At 67.9% G+C, this 16,030-nt stretch carries 14 protein-coding genes and 2 tRNA genes; 12 read left to right on the forward strand and 4 right to left on the reverse strand.

Going from position 1 to position 16,030, the window contains the following annotated elements:
- Positions 1 to 9 precede the first annotated feature (9 nt).
- Positions 10 to 681 (reverse strand): trypsin-like serine protease, encoded by a 672-nt coding sequence (locus SCNU_RS01290; protein ID WP_009677536.1) that lies wholly within the window; start codon positions 679 to 681, stop codon positions 10 to 12.
- A 271-nt stretch (positions 682 to 952) separates the two neighbouring features.
- On the opposite strand from SCNU_RS01290, the gene serA reads away from it, so the two are divergent.
- The 3 genes from serA (at position 953) to SCNU_RS01305 (ending at position 4,664) form a co-directional block, all read left to right on the forward strand.
- A complete protein-coding gene (serA, locus tag SCNU_RS01295) occupies positions 953 to 2,548 on the forward strand; it encodes a phosphoglycerate dehydrogenase (protein WP_009677537.1) in 1,596 nt (531 codons plus the stop codon).
- Positions 2,549 to 2,565: 17 nt separating this feature from the next.
- Positions 2,566 to 3,576: a 3-isopropylmalate dehydrogenase gene (locus SCNU_RS01300; protein ID WP_009677538.1), complete on the forward strand. Its 1,011-nt coding sequence runs from the start codon at positions 2,566 to 2,568 to the stop codon at positions 3,574 to 3,576.
- A gap of 137 nt (positions 3,577 to 3,713) precedes the next feature.
- Entirely contained in the window at positions 3,714 to 4,664 is a 951-nt protein-coding gene (locus SCNU_RS01305; protein WP_009677539.1) for a DUF1648 domain-containing protein, read from the forward strand.
- Here the strand turns inward: SCNU_RS01305 and SCNU_RS01310 are convergent.
- Positions 4,642 to 5,859: an MFS transporter gene (locus SCNU_RS01310; RefSeq protein WP_009677540.1), complete on the reverse strand. Its 1,218-nt coding sequence runs from the start codon at positions 5,857 to 5,859 to the stop codon at positions 4,642 to 4,644. The two genes, SCNU_RS01305 and SCNU_RS01310, sit on opposite strands and share 23 nt — an antisense overlap.
- 109 nt (positions 5,860 to 5,968) lie before the next feature.
- Here SCNU_RS01310 and SCNU_RS01315 point away from each other — a divergent pair, with 109 nt between their 5' ends.
- The 7 genes from SCNU_RS01315 (at position 5,969) to SCNU_RS01345 (ending at position 12,416) form a co-directional block, all read left to right on the forward strand.
- Positions 5,969 to 6,739: a fumarylacetoacetate hydrolase family protein gene (locus SCNU_RS01315; RefSeq protein ID WP_009677541.1), complete on the forward strand. Its 771-nt coding sequence runs from the start codon at positions 5,969 to 5,971 to the stop codon at positions 6,737 to 6,739.
- On the forward strand, positions 6,736 to 7,569 hold the full coding sequence (locus SCNU_RS01320) for an alpha/beta fold hydrolase (protein ID WP_009677542.1): 834 nt from the start codon (positions 6,736 to 6,738) through the stop codon (positions 7,567 to 7,569). Before SCNU_RS01315 ends, SCNU_RS01320 begins: the two co-directional genes overlap by 4 nt.
- A 33-nt stretch (positions 7,570 to 7,602) precedes the next feature.
- Positions 7,603 to 9,429: a glycosyltransferase gene (locus SCNU_RS01325; protein WP_009677543.1), complete on the forward strand. Its 1,827-nt coding sequence runs from the start codon at positions 7,603 to 7,605 to the stop codon at positions 9,427 to 9,429.
- Between the two features lie 14 nt (positions 9,430 to 9,443).
- A complete protein-coding gene (gltX, locus tag SCNU_RS01330) occupies positions 9,444 to 10,940 on the forward strand; it encodes a glutamate--tRNA ligase (RefSeq protein WP_009677544.1) in 1,497 nt (498 codons plus the stop codon).
- A 138-nt stretch (positions 10,941 to 11,078) separates the two neighbouring features.
- Positions 11,079 to 11,150, forward strand: a tRNA-Gln gene (locus SCNU_RS01335).
- Between the two features lie 54 nt (positions 11,151 to 11,204).
- Positions 11,205 to 11,277: transfer RNA gene (locus SCNU_RS01340), tRNA-Glu, on the forward strand.
- Between the two features lie 362 nt (positions 11,278 to 11,639).
- Positions 11,640 to 12,416 (forward strand): DUF2510 domain-containing protein, encoded by a 777-nt coding sequence (locus SCNU_RS01345; RefSeq protein ID WP_009677545.1) that lies wholly within the window; start codon positions 11,640 to 11,642, stop codon positions 12,414 to 12,416.
- 89 nt (positions 12,417 to 12,505) lie between these two features.
- Here the strand turns inward: SCNU_RS01345 and SCNU_RS01350 are convergent, their stop codons facing one another.
- Complete coding sequence (locus SCNU_RS01350) at positions 12,506 to 13,006, reverse strand: pyridoxamine 5'-phosphate oxidase family protein (protein WP_009677546.1); 501 nt, start codon at positions 13,004 to 13,006, stop codon at positions 12,506 to 12,508.
- A gap of 44 nt (positions 13,007 to 13,050) precedes the next feature.
- Positions 13,051 to 13,770, reverse strand: a complete 720-nt coding sequence (locus tag SCNU_RS01355) for an IclR family transcriptional regulator (protein WP_040517308.1) — start codon at positions 13,768 to 13,770, stop codon at positions 13,051 to 13,053.
- 135 nt (positions 13,771 to 13,905) lie between these two features.
- On the opposite strand from SCNU_RS01355, the gene leuC reads away from it, so the two are divergent.
- Together leuC and leuD are read left to right on the forward strand one after the other, a co-directional pair.
- The gene (gene leuC, locus SCNU_RS01360) at positions 13,906 to 15,342 is read left to right on the forward strand and encodes a 3-isopropylmalate dehydratase large subunit (RefSeq protein WP_009677548.1); all 1,437 of its coding nucleotides are present in this window, start codon (positions 13,906 to 13,908) and stop codon (positions 15,340 to 15,342) included.
- 26 nt (positions 15,343 to 15,368) lie between these two features.
- Positions 15,369 to 15,959: a 3-isopropylmalate dehydratase small subunit gene (leuD, locus tag SCNU_RS01365; protein WP_009677549.1), complete on the forward strand. Its 591-nt coding sequence runs from the start codon at positions 15,369 to 15,371 to the stop codon at positions 15,957 to 15,959.
- Positions 15,960 to 16,030: the final 71 nt, after the last annotated feature.

Here is a 16,030-nt window from a genome sequence, read left to right on the forward strand (position 1 = left end):
CTGTGCTGGTCAGACCGGCTTGAAGTTGTTGTAGCCGATCTTGTTCAGACGATTCAGGATCGTCTTCGCGTTGGTGCCGGTCTCCGGGCCGAGGCAGGAGACGAAGTAGTAGGCGTTCACCATGCCGACGAGCTGATCGCCGACGACCACGGGGCTGCCCGAGTCGCCTTCGATGACGCACATCTGGCTGAAGTGCGAGTCGCCGTCCGAGAACCACGTCACGCCACAGGTGTTACCGGTGGTGCGGCCCTCCTTGCAGAGGATCGTGGGGAACTGGACCGGTGCGGTGTTGACCTTCCGGATGGTGACTCCGCGGACGGTGCGGGTCGGTGCGACATTCGAGTTGAGCGCGATCACCGCGACGTCGATGTCCGACGCCGAGTACACGATCGTGCCGATCTGACCGCGGCTCTGGAAGTTCTCCGAGAACACGCGCTGTCCGGGCTTGCCGCAGTGGCCGGCCGTGACTGCGATGAGCTGCCCCTTGCGGGCGCCGGAGGTCGGACGTCCGACCGTCGTCACCGTGCAGGCTGCGGCGCTGTTGCCGCCCTTGAGAACCAGGATTCCGGATCCGCCACCCAGCGGAACCTTGGGTGCGGCGTCGGCGGTTCCGAGTCCCACCAACGACAACAGCCCGGCGGCGACCACCGCGAGCAGCACCGTCAATTTCTTCATGCGCATCTCCGCTCAGTACTTGTCCAGGCCGCGTTCGCTCTGCGGGCGACGTGCCTACCTTAAGTGCCCCCTCGGGCAACCCCCAATGCCCACTTCGAAGACCGCAGCAGTTGTGACGCAATTGAGACGACGTCAGCAATGTACACGTGCGGAGGTGTCGGGCACCACATTCGTCTCAGGGCGGATGTGCTCAGCGGGCACCGGGGATTTAGGATGACGGGGCAAGTCTTGGGTGCCGGACCTGGCACTCTTCACCCGAAGAAACCTGGAGCACGTAGTGACCGAAAGCGGCCGTCCAGTTGTCCTCATCGCTGACAAGCTCGCCCCCTCGACGGTGGAAGCCCTCGGCTCCGACGTCGAAGTGCGGTGGGTAGACGGCCCCGATCGTCCGAAGCTTCTCGAAGCCGTCGTCGACGCCGACGCCATTCTGGTGCGTTCGGCCACCACCGTCGACGCCGAGGTGCTCGACGCGGGCAAGAACCTCAAGATCATCGCCCGCGCAGGCGTCGGCCTCGACAACGTCGACGTGCCGTCGGCCACCGAGCGCGGCGTCATGGTCGTCAACGCGCCGACCTCGAACATCCACTCCGCCGCCGAGCACGCCATCGCGCTGCTGATGTCGACCGCTCGCCAGGTTCCGGCCGCCGACGTCACGCTGAAGGAGCACACCTGGAAGCGCTCGTCGTTCTCCGGCGTCGAGCTCTTCGACAAGACCGTCGGCGTCATCGGCCTGGGACGTATCGGCCAGCTGGTCGCCCAGCGCCTCGCCGCCTTCGAGACCAAGATCGTCGCCTACGACCCGTACGCCTCGGCGGCCCGCGCAGCGCAGCTGGGCATCGAACTGGTAGGCCTCGACGAGCTCCTCGAGCGCGCCGACTTCATCACCATCCACCTGCCCAAGACCAAGGAGACCGCGGGCCTGCTCGGCGCCGAGCAGTTCGCCAAGGTCAAGGACGGCGTGATCGTCGTCAACGCCGCCCGCGGCGGACTGATCGACGAGCAGGCTCTCGCCGATGCGATCAAGTCCGGCAAGGTCCGCGGTGCGGGTCTGGACGTCTTCGACTCGGAGCCGTGCACCGACTCGCCGCTGTTCGAGCTCGACCAGGTCGTCGTCACACCGCACCTGGGCGCGTCGACCGCAGAGGCTCAGGACCGCGCGGGCACCGACGTCGCCGCGAGCGTGAAGCTGGCCCTGGCCGGTCACTTCGTGCCCGACGCCGTGAACATCACCGGCGGCCCCGTCGACGACGAGGTGGCGCCGTGGCTGGAGCTGTCGCGCAAGCTCGGCGTCCTCGCGGGTGTCGTCGCGGGCGGCATGCCGACCAATCTCACCGTCGAGGTCCGCGGCGAGCTCGCCGCGAGCCCGGTCGACGTCCTCGGTCTGTCGGCCCTGCGCGGCCTGTTCTCGGCCGTCGTCGATGAGCCGGTCACCTTCGTGAACGCCCCCGCCGTCGCCGGTGAGCGCGGCGTGAGCCACGAGGTCGTCACCGAGACCGAGAGCCCGAACCACCGCAGCCAGGTGGATGTCCGCGCGGTGTTCGCCGACGGCAGCATCGTCAACGTCGCGGGCACCCTGACCGGACCGCAGCAGGTGCAGAAGATCGTCAACATCAACGGACGCAACTTCGACCTCCGCGCCGAGGGCCGCAACCTCCTCGTCAGCTACGCCGACCAGCCGGGCTCGCTCGGCAAGATTGGCACCGTGCTCGGCAACGCGGGTGTCGACATCGTCGCCGCGGCTCTGGCCCAGGACGTCGAGGGTGCAGGCGCGACCATGATCCTGCGCCTGGACCGCGAGCTCGACGACGCCCTCGTGGCCTCGGTCGGCGATGCCGTCTCCGCGACCCTCATCAAGCAGGTGGACCTCGCATGACGGATTCTTCGTCGCCCATGAAGCTGGCCGTGATTCCCGGCGACGGCATCGGACCCGAGGTCGTCGACCAGGCGCTCCGCGTGTTGCGCAAGCTGCACCCCGAGGTCGAGACCACCGAGTACGACTTCGGCGCCCGCCGCTACCACGCGACCGGTGAGCTGCTCACCGACGAGGACATCGCCTCGATCCGCGAGCACGATGCGATCCTGCTCGGAGCCATCGGTGATCCGTCGGTCCCGTCGGGGACCTTGGAGCGCGGTTTCCTGCTGAAGATGCGTTTCATCCTCGACCACCACGTGAACCTGCGTCCGTCGGTGCTCTACGACGGTGTGGCCTCACCGCTCGCCGGCGACCCGAAGATCGACTTCCTCGTCGTCCGTGAAGGCACCGAGGGGCCGTACACCGGCAACGGCGGAGCCATCCGAGTCGGCACGCCGCACGAGGTCGCGACCGAGGTCAGCGTGAACACCCGCTTCGGCATCGAACGCGTGATCCGCGATGCCTTCGCGCGGGCACAGGCTCGCCGCAAGAAGCTGACCCTGGTGCACAAGAACAATGTGCTGTCCTTCGCCGGCGGCATGTGGACCCGTGCCGTCGAGGAGATCGGCAAGGAGTTCCCCGACGTCGCGACCGACTACCTCCATGTGGATGCGGCGACGATCTTCATGGTCACCGACCCGGGCCGCTTCGACGTGATCGTCACCGACAACCTGTTCGGCGACATCATCACCGATCTCGCGGCAGCGGTCTCCGGCGGCATCGGCCTGGCGGCGTCGGGCAATATCGACGCCACCCGCGCCAACCCGTCGATGTTCGAGCCGGTTCACGGCAGCGCCCCCGACATCGCGGGTCAGAACATCGCCGATCCGACCGCCGCGATCCTCTCGGTCGCGCTGCTCCTGCGCCACCTCGGTGACGAAGCGGGCGCGGCCCGCGTGGAGAAGGCCGTCGCGGGCGACGTCGCGACTCGCGGCGAGAACCGAGGTTCCACCTCCGAGGTCGGCGACCGCATCCTCGCCGCCGTCTGACGGAGCAGCACCGAGCTGACACCGACATCCGCTCCCTCGACCTGCATCCGCGCCCCTCGGGAAGGGCGCGGATGCAAGTCGGGGGAGCGGATGTGGTTGTGCGCAGCGGCGCGGACCGCTCGGCTACCGTGGCCTGTATGGGTGAATCTGCACGACGGGCGGTCGGACCGCTGGTCGCATTGCTGGCCGGTGTCATCGGGTCCGTGCTCCTCGCGCTGTGGTCGGGGGACCTGCCCGACGACGTCGCGTCGCACTTCCGCGCCGACGGCACCGCCGACCGCTTCTCGTCGGTGACGGAGCTGATCGTGCTCACGTCGGTGACGGGCGTCGTCGGCGCCGTGATCGCCGGCGTCGGTGCCTACTTCGTCAAGGAGCCGGTCACCTCGCGGATCGTCGCCGCGCTCGGCAGCGGCACCGCGGTGTTCGTCATCGCGGTCACGGTCTGGATCACCGCCCGCCAGCGCGGTCTGGGCGACAGCACGGAGGCCACCGCACCCGCCTGGGTGATGATCTGCTGCGCCCTGCTGGCGATCGTCGTGGCGGTGGCGGTCGCCTTCACGACGCCGGTCCATGCGATCGACTACCTCCGTGAGGCCGCGGTCGGCGACGTCCCGGTGTCGGGCGACGGACGTCGGACGTGGTCGGGTACCGCGTCGGGCAGTGCGGGCGGACTGATCACGGTCGGCGCGACGGTCGCCGTGCTGTGCGGCCTCGGGGTGGTGATGGCGAACTGGTTCCTGATCGCGTTCGCGGTGATCATCGCCGTCGCCGGCCTCGCGCTCACCGGTTCGGTGCAGGTGCGGGTCTCCGACGAGGGCTTCCGCGCGGCGAGCAAGATCGGCTGGCCGGTCATCACGATGCCGCTGTCCGAGATCCGACGCGCCGAAGTCGTGCAGGTGAACGCGTTGCGCGACTTCGGCGGCTGGGGATATCGAGTGTCGGGCCGACGGCACCTGCGCGGCGCCAAGGGCTTCGTACTGCGCTCGGGTGAGGCGCTGATGGTGGTCGGCGACCACCGACGCGAGCTGGTCGTGGTGGACGGTGCGTCCGACGCTGCGGGCGTCCTCAACGCACTGGTGTCTCGCTGATCCGCGGGGTCTGGTCCTTCGGGACCAGCGGGATGGCGACCAGCGGTGCGACCGCCGCGACCGCGAACGCGGCTGGATAGCCGGCGAACTCGATCAGCGCACCCAGTACCGGCGTGCTGGCGGCCGTCGTGACGTACTGCGCGGTGTTCTGAACGCCGAGCGAGCGACCGCTCCACGACGGTCCGGCGAACTCGGCGATCGCGGTGAACGCGAGGCCGTTGTCGGCGACCGAGCTCACCGTCGCGAAGACCATGACGGCGGCCGCGACCGGGGAGCCGAGCCAGTCGGTCAGTGCCAGCAGTGCGGTCCCGGCTCCCGCGGCGACCGCGATCACGCGGATCGGCCGCATCCGCGATCCCCACACGTCCGAGATCCGGCCGGCGACGATACGGCCGAGCGCACCGACCACCTGCGTCGTGGTCACCAGCACGCCCGCACTCAGCGGCGACCAGTCGTGTCCGACGATCAGCCAGGCGGGCACGAAGGTCCACAGCATCGACTGCGGGATCACCAGCAGCACGCTCACCGCGTGAACGCGCTGCAGGAACGACGAGCCGCGGTACGGGTTCGCCGCACGGACGCCGTCGCCGGACCGATGCACCGGCGGATCGATGATGCCGAAGACCACGGCGGCGAGACCGAGCGCGGTGACGACTACCGGCACCGTGAACGCCGCGGTGAGACCGACGCGCTCGGCCAGGACCGGCATCGTCAACGCGCACACGGCGATTCCCAACGGCTGAGCCATCTGCCGGATGCCCATCGCGGTGCCGCGCAACGACGCGGGGAACCACCCGACGACGATCCGGCCGCTGGCTCCGTTGGCCGCGCCGGCGCCCAACCCGCCGACCAGCAGTCCCGCGGCGAGTGCGGTGAACCCGGCGCCTGCGGCCGCCGCGGCGAGGGTCGCGACGGTGCCGGCCAGGGTGATCAACAGCGAGACGATCAGGACGCGGCGTTCGCCGAAGCGGTCGAGTGCCGCACCCCACGCGATGATCGTCAGAGTCAGGCCGATCGTCGGGATCGCGGCGAGCGTCGCCGCGGAGGACAGCGACATGCCTTGTGCACGATGCAGTTCCGGGATCACATAGGCGACGCCGGAGGTCGCGCACGTGGTCGTCATCGCGGCGAGGAGCGAACACGCGAGCATCGTCCATGCCCTGGCGTCCGAGACGGTGGCGTTCTCACGCGGCATCTTGAGTCCTCCTGCTCGTCGGCGTGGAAACTCTGTAATCGAATCTCACATACTGGTACATCAGTTCCACAGTGTAGAACAGTCGGATCTGTGCGTTAGCCTTGGGGCTATGAAATTGGGTCGTGTAGCCAGTCCTGACGGCGTCGCTTTCGTCGCCATCGAGGGCGATCCGGGGCAGGAGACCGCCCGCGAGATCGCCGAGCATCCGTTCGGAACTCCGACGTTCACCGGTCGGACATGGAAGCTGTCGGAGACCCGCCTGCTGGCGCCGATCCTCGCGACCAAGATCATCGCGATCGGCAAGAACTACGCCGCTCATGCGGCCGAGATGGGCGGTGAGGCGCCGGCGGATCCGGTCATCTTCCTGAAGCCCAACACCTCGATCGTCGGACCGGAGGCGCCGATCGTGCGTCCGCCGTCGTCCGAGCGCGTCGACTACGAGGGCGAGCTCGCGATCGTCATCGGCCGGCCGTGCAAGGACGTTCCGGCGGCCAAGGCCAAGGACGTCATCCTCGGGTACACCGTCGCCAACGACGTCACCGCCCGCGACCATCAGCAGCACGACGGTCAGTGGACGCGCGGCAAGGGCTACGACACCTTCTGCCCGCTCGGCCCGTGGATCGTGACCGATTTCGATCCCGCCGACGTAGCGATCAAGACCGAGCTCGACGGCGCCGTGAAGCAGTCCAGCCGGACCTCGCTCATGCTGCACAGCATCGGCGAGATCGTGGAGTGGGTCTCCCGCGTCATGACGCTGCTGCCCGGCGACGTCATTCTCACCGGTACGCCCGAGGGCGTCGGTCCGATGACCGCAGGCCAACGGGTATCGGTGACGGTCGACGGAATCGGCACGCTGAGCAACCCGGTGATCGACAAGTGACGCGTCCGGCTGTCGCGAAGCCGCAGACCGCGGAGCTCAACGGCATCACGCTGTCGTACACGGACGCCGGATCGGGTCCGCTGGTCGTCATGGTGATGGGCACCGGGAGCCCGGGCCGGGTGTGGCACGCCCACCAGCAGCCCGCGCTCGTGAAGGCCGGCTATCGCGTCGTCACCTTCGACAACCGCGGCATCGCACCGTCGAGTGAGTGCGTCGAGGGCTTCACGCTGGCCGACATGGTCGCCGACACCGCCGCGCTCATCGAGCACCTCGGCGGTCCCGCGCTCGTCGTCGGGACGTCGCTGGGAGCGCGCATCACCCAGGAACTCGCCCTCGCGCGACCCGATCTCGTCTCGGCGGCGGTGATGCTGGCGACGTACGGCCGGCCGACCCCGATGCTCGAAGCGGTCTCGGCGGGAGAGCGTGAGCTGTTCGACCAGAACATCACCCTGCCCGATTCGTATCACGCGGCGCTCACCGCGCACCTGAATCTGTCGCCGCACACGCTCTCGGACGATCGGGCGGCACGCGACTGGCTCGACATCATCGGATTCAGCGGTCAGGTCCGCTCCCGAGGCGTGCGTGCGCAGCTGGGGCTGCACGACCGCGAGCAGAACCGGCTTCCCGCGTACCGCAATGTCAAGGCCCCGTGTCTGGTGGTCGGTTTCGCCGACGACCGGACATTGCCGTCGTACCTGGCGAAGGAGGTGTCGGAGGCCATCCCGTCGGCGGAGTACCGAGAAATCGAACGAGCCGGGCACTACGGGTACCTGGAGCAGCCGGACGAGGTGAATTCGCTTATCCTCGATTTCCTCAGCCGCCATCGGTGATGGCGGGAAGGAAGCTCGACTAGGGAGTTGCTCATGTCCGACCGTCAGCCGAATCGGACGAAGACTCTCCTGCAGCGGACCTTCTTCGCGAGTGAGACCCCTCGCATCGAACCCGCGCTTTACGCCGACGGCACGGCGGTACGCGCCGAACGTGACCGCGCGGTGCTCAGTGACGGTGCACGGCTCAGCACGGACACCTACTTCGGACGGTTCGCGGCGACGTACTGGCAGCGCTACACCGACCTGGCTGCGGTGACCGTCGAACTCGACTACGACTGCTCCGACGGCGCGACGCTGACCGTCCAGACGCGCGCGTCCGACATCAGCGGACGTGTGCGGCCACTCAGCGTGGAGCGATTCACCGGGGCGGGCACGGCGGTGATGGACGTCCGGATCGACCGATTCCTCGACGGCGGTGCGGCGTGGTTCGACCTCGCAGCGGACGGCGGATCGGTCTCGGTGTCCGCCGCACGGTGGCTCGCCGACGCCGCGCCGGTGCGTGACCGTCGCGTCAGTGTGGTGATCTGCACCTTCAACCGCCCCGACGACGCGGTCGCGACGGTCGGCGCGGTGGCGGGCGACGCCGATCTCGCCGAACGGGTCGAGGCCGTCCACCTCGTCGATCAGGGCACCGCGCGAGTGTCCGACAACCCCGGATTCGCCGGCCTGGCGGATCTGCTCGGCGACCGGCTCAACTACCTCAACCAGGCCAACCTCGGCGGCAGCGGCGGCTTCTCGCGTGGGATCTACGAATCGACCGCCCAGGGCAGGCCGGTCACCGACGTGCTCGTCATGGATGACGACATTCTCTGTGAACCGGAGTCGATCCTGCGTATGACCTCGTTCGCGCAGTTCGCGCGTAAGCCGATGCTGGTCGGTGCGCAGATGCTGCTGTTGTCGGAGACGACGCGTATCCACATGACGGCCGAGACCGACGACCTGGCACATCTGGATTGCACGGTGCCGCCGCCCAATGCGCGCCGCGGCGTCGACGCCCTGGAGTTCCGCCAGGACAAGCGGGTGATCGCGGGCTACAACGCGTGGTGGTCGTGCCTGATTCCGCGTGAGGCGATCGACGCCGTCGGACTGCCGATGCCGTACTTCATCAAGTGGGACGACATCGAGTACGGAGTGCGCTGCCGCGGCGCGGGGTTCCCGACCGCCACGCTGCCGAACGCCGGCGTCTGGCACGCCGACTTCCATCTGAAGGACATCGACGACTGGTCGTCGTACTTCGGTCAGCGCAATGTGCTCATCTCGTCGGCGATCCACTCCGCGTTCGACGGCAAGACGATCGCGGCGACGATGGCCAAGCACATCGGGGAGTCGATCGTCGGCCTCAAGTACGGGCAGGCCGCCATCGAACTCGAGGCGCTGCGCGACTTCCTCGCCGGGCCGTATGTGCTGGCGGACGGCGGTCGGGCCAAGCTCGCCGAGATCAACGCGATGCGTCGGGACTTCGACGACACTCGCGTCCGTCCTGCGTCGGAGATCGCCGATCCGCCGGTGATCCCGTCGCCGCCCGCGCCCGCACCGAAGTGGGAACGTGGGGTGCTGGTGAAGCGCGCCGCGCAGCAGATCCTGGGCCGGACCGCGCCCGGGCAGATCGCGGTCGGCGCCTTCGACGCCACGTGGTGGCATGTCGGCCGGTTCGCCTCGGCGGTCGTCACCGACGCCTCGCAGACCGGCGTTCGGGTCCGCACGTACGACCGCGCGCTGAGCCTGGCGCAGGGCCGCGAGCTCGCCGCATTGTGCTGGGAACTGCGCAAGCACGCGCCGGAGCTCCAGCGCGCCTGGCGCGAGGCAGTGCCGCAGCTCACGAGCCGGGAGAACTGGGAACGACTGTTCGCAGTGGACTGACTACCATTGCGGCCATGACCAGTGCCGAAAACGTTCGTGTCCGCTTCTGTCCGTCACCGACCGGAACCCCGCACGTCGGCCTCGCCCGGACCGCCCTGTTCAACTTCGCGCAGGCCCGCCATGTCGGCGGGACATTCGTCTTCCGCATCGAGGACACCGACGCCGCCCGTGACAGTCAGGAGTCGTACGACGCGATCCTCGATGCACTGCGCTGGCTCGGCCTCGATTGGGACGAGGGACCGGAGGTAGGCGGCGACTACGGTCCGTACCGCCAGTCTGAGCGCAAGCAGATCCATCTCGACGTCGTCGCCAAGCTGCTCGAGGCCGGCGAGGCGTACGAGGCGTACTCCACCAACGAGGAGGTGGAGGCGCGGCACAAGGCGGCCGGACGGGATCCGAAGCTCGGCTACGACAACTTCGACCGCGATCTGACCGACGAACAGCGAGCGGCGTTCCGTGCCGAGGGCCGCAAGGCGGTGATCCGGTTGCGGATGCCCGACGAGGACTTGACGTGGGACGACCTCGTCCGCGGCACCACGACCATCAAGGCGGGCACCGTGCCCGACTTCGCACTCACCCGCGGTGCGGCGGGGGATGTGATCGGCGATCCGCTGTATACGCTGGTGAACCCGGTGGACGACGCGATGATGAAGATCACGCACGTGCTCCGCGGCGAGGACCTGCTGTCGTCGACGCCGCGCCAGATCGCGCTGTACCGCGCCCTGATGCGCCTCGGGATCGCCGACCGGGTTCCGGAGTTCGGTCACCTGCCGTTCGTGATGGGGGAGGGCAACAAGAAGCTCTCCAAGCGCGACCCGGAGTCGAGCCTGTTCCATCATCGCGACCGCGGCTTCATCCCGGAGGGTCTGCTCAACTACCTCGCACTGCTGGGCTGGGGGATCTCGGGCGACCACGACATCTTCACCCTCGACGAGATGATCGAGGCGTTCGACGTCCGGAACGTGAACTCGAATCCGGCGCGCTTCGATCAGAAGAAGGCCGACTCGATCAACGCCGAGCATCTTCGCAGGCTCGAGCCCGCCGACTTCGCCGCGCGGCTGCAGAAGTTCCTCATCGACGGCGGGCAGTTGTCGGAACCCGTCGACGCCGAGCGGTGGGCGGTGATCGCCGACCTCGTCCAGACGCGCATCCAGGTGCTCGGCGACGCCTGGGGGCTGATCAAGTTCCTGTTCGTCTCTGACGACGATTTCGCATACGACGAGAAGAGCGTGAGCAAGAACCTCGGCGGCGAAGCCACGGCCGTTCTGGACGCCGCTATCGCCGCCTGTGAGTCGGTGGACACCTGGGACACCCCGACGCTGGAGGAGTCGCTCAAGACGGCGCTCGTCGACGGTCTGGAGCTGAAGCCGCGCAAGGCGTTCGGTCCGGTGCGCGTGGGTGTCACCGGCGCGGCGGTCAGCCCGCCGCTGTACGAGTCGATGGAGCTGCTCGGCCGTGAGAAGTCGCTGGCTCGTCTGCGTCAGGCACGCGAACTGTCTGCTTCGCTGTAGTCACCGCGGCTGGTCGGAGGCGAGAATCCGCCTCTGACCAGCCGATTTGTGTTTAGGGTGGGGGTTGTTGGTATTGTTCTTTCCGGCCAGGGAAGCGGAACGGCAAAGCCAAAGCCCAACGAATTCCGGTCAAACCCTTGGGGTATGGTGTAATTGGCAACACAGCGGTTTCTGGTACCGCCATTCTAGGTTCGAGTCCTGGTACCCCAGCGAAGTACACGGATGTTATTCTGTGTGCCTCACAATTCAACAGAGTTGTTCTAGGGCCCCGTCGTCTAGCGGCCTAGGACGCCGCCCTCTCAAGGCGGTAGCGCGGGTTCGAATCCCGTCGGGGCTACAAATTGAGGAAGGCCCCCGGCTCGCTAAGCGAGCCGGGGGCCTTCCTCAATTTGTATATCGAACAGAGTGATTCGAGGAGGAGCGAAGCGACGGACTCCCGTCGGGGCCACGCTGTGGCCAGCCTCTCAGCGTTGAGAGGGATGCGGGCAGTGCTTCCGACCCAACCACCTCGCGAGGTTTCGACCCGCTCCGCCCGCTCATCCAACACAAGCGCCACACAGGCCCCTTCCCGCTGTCCACCGAACGAACTCGGTCGAACGAACTCGGGGCCGACCGGTGTTCTGAGCCGTTAGCGTCGATTGCGACAAGTCGAGTGAACATCTCGAAGTTCGCTTCGCCGTACCGCATCGGAGACATCTGATGAGTGATTCGCCGCCGCCACCGAATGCGCCCGCCGGGTGGTACCCGGACCCGGAGGATCCTGAACTGCTGCGCCGATGGGACGGCGCAGGGTGGACCGACGATGCGCGGTTCGTGAACGACCCGCCCACCGACCGGTTCTGGGCGCCGCCGCCGTCGAGCGCTGACGGACCGGTCGGCGCGGGTTCTGGGAGGCGTGCGTCGGCCACGTCTCGAACCACGTGGATCGGGGCGGCAGCGATGGTGGTCATCGCGGCGCTCGCGGCGGTCGTCGTCATCGTCGGCCGAAGCAACTCGTCGTCGACGTCGACCGCGGACTCGCCCGTGACCGTCAGTGAGCCCTCCGAGACGGTGGATTGGGCGGCCGCGTCGGCTGCTGCGAGTTCGCGTGCGGCCCACGCGTCCAAGGTGGCGGACAAGTCCAATTACCAGTCGACGACCTCGCGGGACTGGCAGCTGGTAGCCAAGAACGGCGACAGTCACGTCGGAGAGCTGTACGTCGTCTACGGCCGGGTGACACAGGCGGATTCCGGTACGGGGTCGTCGACTATCCGCGTGGACACCGACGGTGAGCAGGTCGGACAGTACGAGTACGACATCAACACGATGGTCACCGAGGGGACGTCGGGTCTGTTCGCCGAGACGGTCAAGGACGATCTGGTCGAGCTCTGGGTGGAGGTGACCGGTTCCACCACCTACGAGACGACGATGGGTGGCAACGTGACCGCGTTGGCGACGACGGCCTACTTCGTCGAATCGACCGGCACTGCGGGCTGACCGCCGCAGTCGAAACGCTTATGCCGTATTCCGTTACCCGAATCGGGTAACGGAATACGGCATAAGCATTCGACGGGCAGGGGCGAGGGTCAGTCGTTGAGCCATTCCGCGGTCGAGCCGGCGACCGGCATCGAGGGCAGGCCCAGCTTGCGGTGATCCCAGGAGCGGATGCGGGAGGGGACGAGGCGGACTGCGACCCGCTTGTTCATCATCGCCTCGACGGCGGGTCGCAGGTCGTCGCTGTAGGGACCGTTGTAGCGTTCCCAGACGCTGACGCCGACCTTGAGGCAGGTGTCGGGGTCGTCGAAGATCTCCACGGCGCCCTCGATGCTCACGCCGCGGAGGGTGTCGTAGGTGTCGCCGTCCTCGATGAGCACGGTGGCTTTCGGATCTCGCCGGAGGTTGACGATCTTCTGCGACTTCGCCTTGGTCTCGAACCAGATGTCCCCGTCGATCACGCCGTACCACATGGCGGTCAGGTGGATGCCGTTCTTGCCCTGCGTCGCCAGGTTCGCGATCCGGTGCCTGCTGATGAACGTCTCGATCTCGTTGTCGCTCATGACGATCGTCGAGCGCTGATTGATTCCCATTCCCGTGACGTTATCGTCTCGGCCGCGAGTTCTGGAGTGTCGCGTCAGATCTGCGCGGGAGCCTTGAGGCGAGCGCTGATCGCGTCAGCGGCGGCGACGAGGTCGGTGGACAGGCGATCGCCCGGACGTCGGCCCATCCGGTCGACGGGGCCGGAGACGGAGACCGCGGCGACGACGGCTCCCGATGCGTCGCGAACCGGAGCGGAGATGCTGGCGACGCCCGCCGCTCGTTCGGCGACGCTCTGCGCCCATCCGCGGCGGCGGATCTCGGCGAGGCTGCGTTCGGAGTACGCGGCGTCGGCGAGCAGGCTGCGAAGGGTATCGGGGTCCGACCACGCGGCGAGCACCTTCGCGGCCGAGCCCGCCGACATCGGCAGCCGGGTGCCCTCGGGCACCGTGTCGCGCAGTCCGGTGGGCGGTTCCACGGCGGCGATGCACACGCGGTCGGCACCCTCGCGACGGTACAGCTGCACGGACTCCCCGGTGCTCTCCTGCAGTCGGGGGAGCACCATGAGGGCCGCCTCGCGGACGGTGTCGCGGGCGGTGGCCGCCAACCGGCCGAGCGTGGGGCCGGGGATCCAGCGGCCGGCCTCGTCGCGGGCGACGAGCTGGTGCACCTCCAGTCCGACGGCCAGTCGGTGCGCGGTGGCGCGCGGCAACCCGGTCACGTCGCACAGCTCGCCGAGGTTGCATGGCTGCCGGGCGACCGTGTGCAGAATCATCACGGATTTGTCCAGCACGCCGATTCCGCTATCCTTTCCCATAGGACGATATTAGCCGTCCAAATACTGAGATTGAAAGTCGAGGGGCGCAGGCCCGGCCGACGCGGTCCCCAGCCCGGACCGCCCGGTCGCGTCCCTCGGCGCGAAGCGGAACTACTAGAAGATGCGAGTGAGCTCATGACGCAGAGCGCCGGAAATCCGCGCACGCTGGCCGAGAAGGTCTGGGACGACCACGTCGTCGTTCCGGGCGAGACCGATGCGAGCGGCAATACCAACCCCGACCTGATCTACATCGACCTGCACCTGGTGCACGAGGTGACCAGCCCCCAGGCCTTCGACGGTCTTCGCGTGGCGGGTCGCGAACTGCGACGTCCCGATCTCACCATCGCCACCGAGGACCACAACGTCCCGACGGTCGACATCTTCAGTCCGATCGCCGACCAGGTCTCGGCACTCCAGGTGGAGACGCTCCGTCGCAACTGCGAGGAGTTCGGTGTCCGCCTGTACCCGATGGGCGACGCCGAGCAGGGCATCGTCCACGTCGTCGGGCCGCAGCTGGGCCTGACTCAGCCCGGCATGACGGTCGTGTGCGGCGACAGCCACACCTCGACGCACGGCGCATTCGGTGCGCTGGCGATGGGCATCGGCACCTCCGAGGTCGAGCACGTGATGGCCACGCAGACGCTGTCGCTGCGCCCGTTCAAGACGATGGCGATCACCGTCGACGGCGAACTGCCCGACGGCGTCACGAGCAAGGATCTGATCCTGGCCGTCATCGCCGAGATCGGCACCGGCGGCGGCCAGGGCCACGTCCTGGAGTACCGCGGCGCCGCGATCGAGAAGCTCTCGATGGAGGCCCGGATGACGATCTGCAACATGTCGATCGAGGCCGGCGCCCGCGCGGGCATGATCGCACCCGACGAGATCACCTACGAGTTCCTCAAGGGCCGTCCGCACGCGCCGCAGGGCGCCGACTGGGACGCGGCCGTGGAGTACTGGAACTCGCTGCGGACCGACGAGGGCGCCGAGTTCGACCGCGAGGTGCACATCAACGCCTCCGAGCTGACGCCGTTCGTCACCTGGGGCACCAACCCCGGCCAGGGGCTGCCGCTGGGTGCGAACGTTCCCGATCCGGCGGACATCGTCGACGAGACCGAGTCGCTCGCCGCGGCCCGCGCGCTGGAGTACATGGACCTGCAGCCGGGCATGCCGCTGCGCGAGGTGAAGGTCGACACCGTGTTCGTCGGCTCGTGCACCAACGGCCGCATCGAGGATCTGCGGGCGGTCGCCGACGTGCTCAAGGGCCGCAAGGTCGCCGAAGGCATGCGGATGCTGGTGGTCCCCGGCTCGATGAAGGTGCGCGCGCAGGCCGACGCCGAGGGTCTCGGCGAGATCTTCGAGGCGGCAGGCGCCGAATGGCGCATGGCCGGGTGCTCGATGTGCCTCGGCATGAACCCCGATCAGCTGTCGCCGGGCGAGCGCTGCGCGTCGACGTCGAACCGCAACTTCGAGGGACGCCAGGGCAAGGGTGGGCGCACTCACCTGGTGTCTCCCGCCGTCGCCGCGGCGACCGCCGTGCGCGGAACCCTCGCCGCCCCCGCCGACCTCGACTAGCACCCAGCCACGGACAAGGACCTGACATGGAACCGTTCATCACCCACACCGGTGTCGGAGTTCCGTTGCAGCGCAGCAACGTCGACACCGACCAGATCATCCCCGCCGTCTACCTGAAGCGGGTCACCCGCACCGGCTTCGAGGACGGGCTCTTCGCCGGCTGGCGGAACGACCCGGACTTCATTCTCAACAACGAGCCGTGGAGCAACGGCTCGGTGCTGGTCGCCGGACCGGACTTCGGCACCGGATCGTCCCGGGAGCACGCCGTCTGGGCGCTCATGGACTTCGGCTTCCGCGTCGTCATCTCGTCGCGGTTCGCGGACATCTTCCGCGGCAACTCCGGCAAGGCCGGACTGGTGGCCGCACAGGTCGACCAGTCGGACGTCGAACTCATCTGGAAGCGGCTGGAGGCCGAGCCCGGTCTCGAAGTCACCGTCAGTCTCGAGGACCGCACGGTCACCGCGGGAGACCTCGTGGTGCCGCTGCAGATCGACGACTACACGCGCTGGCGACTGATGGAGGGGCTCGACGACATCGGGCTCACCCTCCGCCAGACCGATGCGATCGCGGAGTACGAATCGCATCGGCCGTCCTTCAAACCGACGACTCTTCCGTGACTTAACCGGACAGACAATCGGGACACTCACGGCGAGAATCGATTTCGATTCTCGCCGTGAGTGTTATGTTC

It is taken from the genome of Gordonia neofelifaecis NRRL B-59395, from assembly GCF_000192435.1.
Taxonomy (GTDB): Bacteria; Actinomycetota; Actinomycetes; order Mycobacteriales; family Mycobacteriaceae; genus Gordonia; species Gordonia neofelifaecis.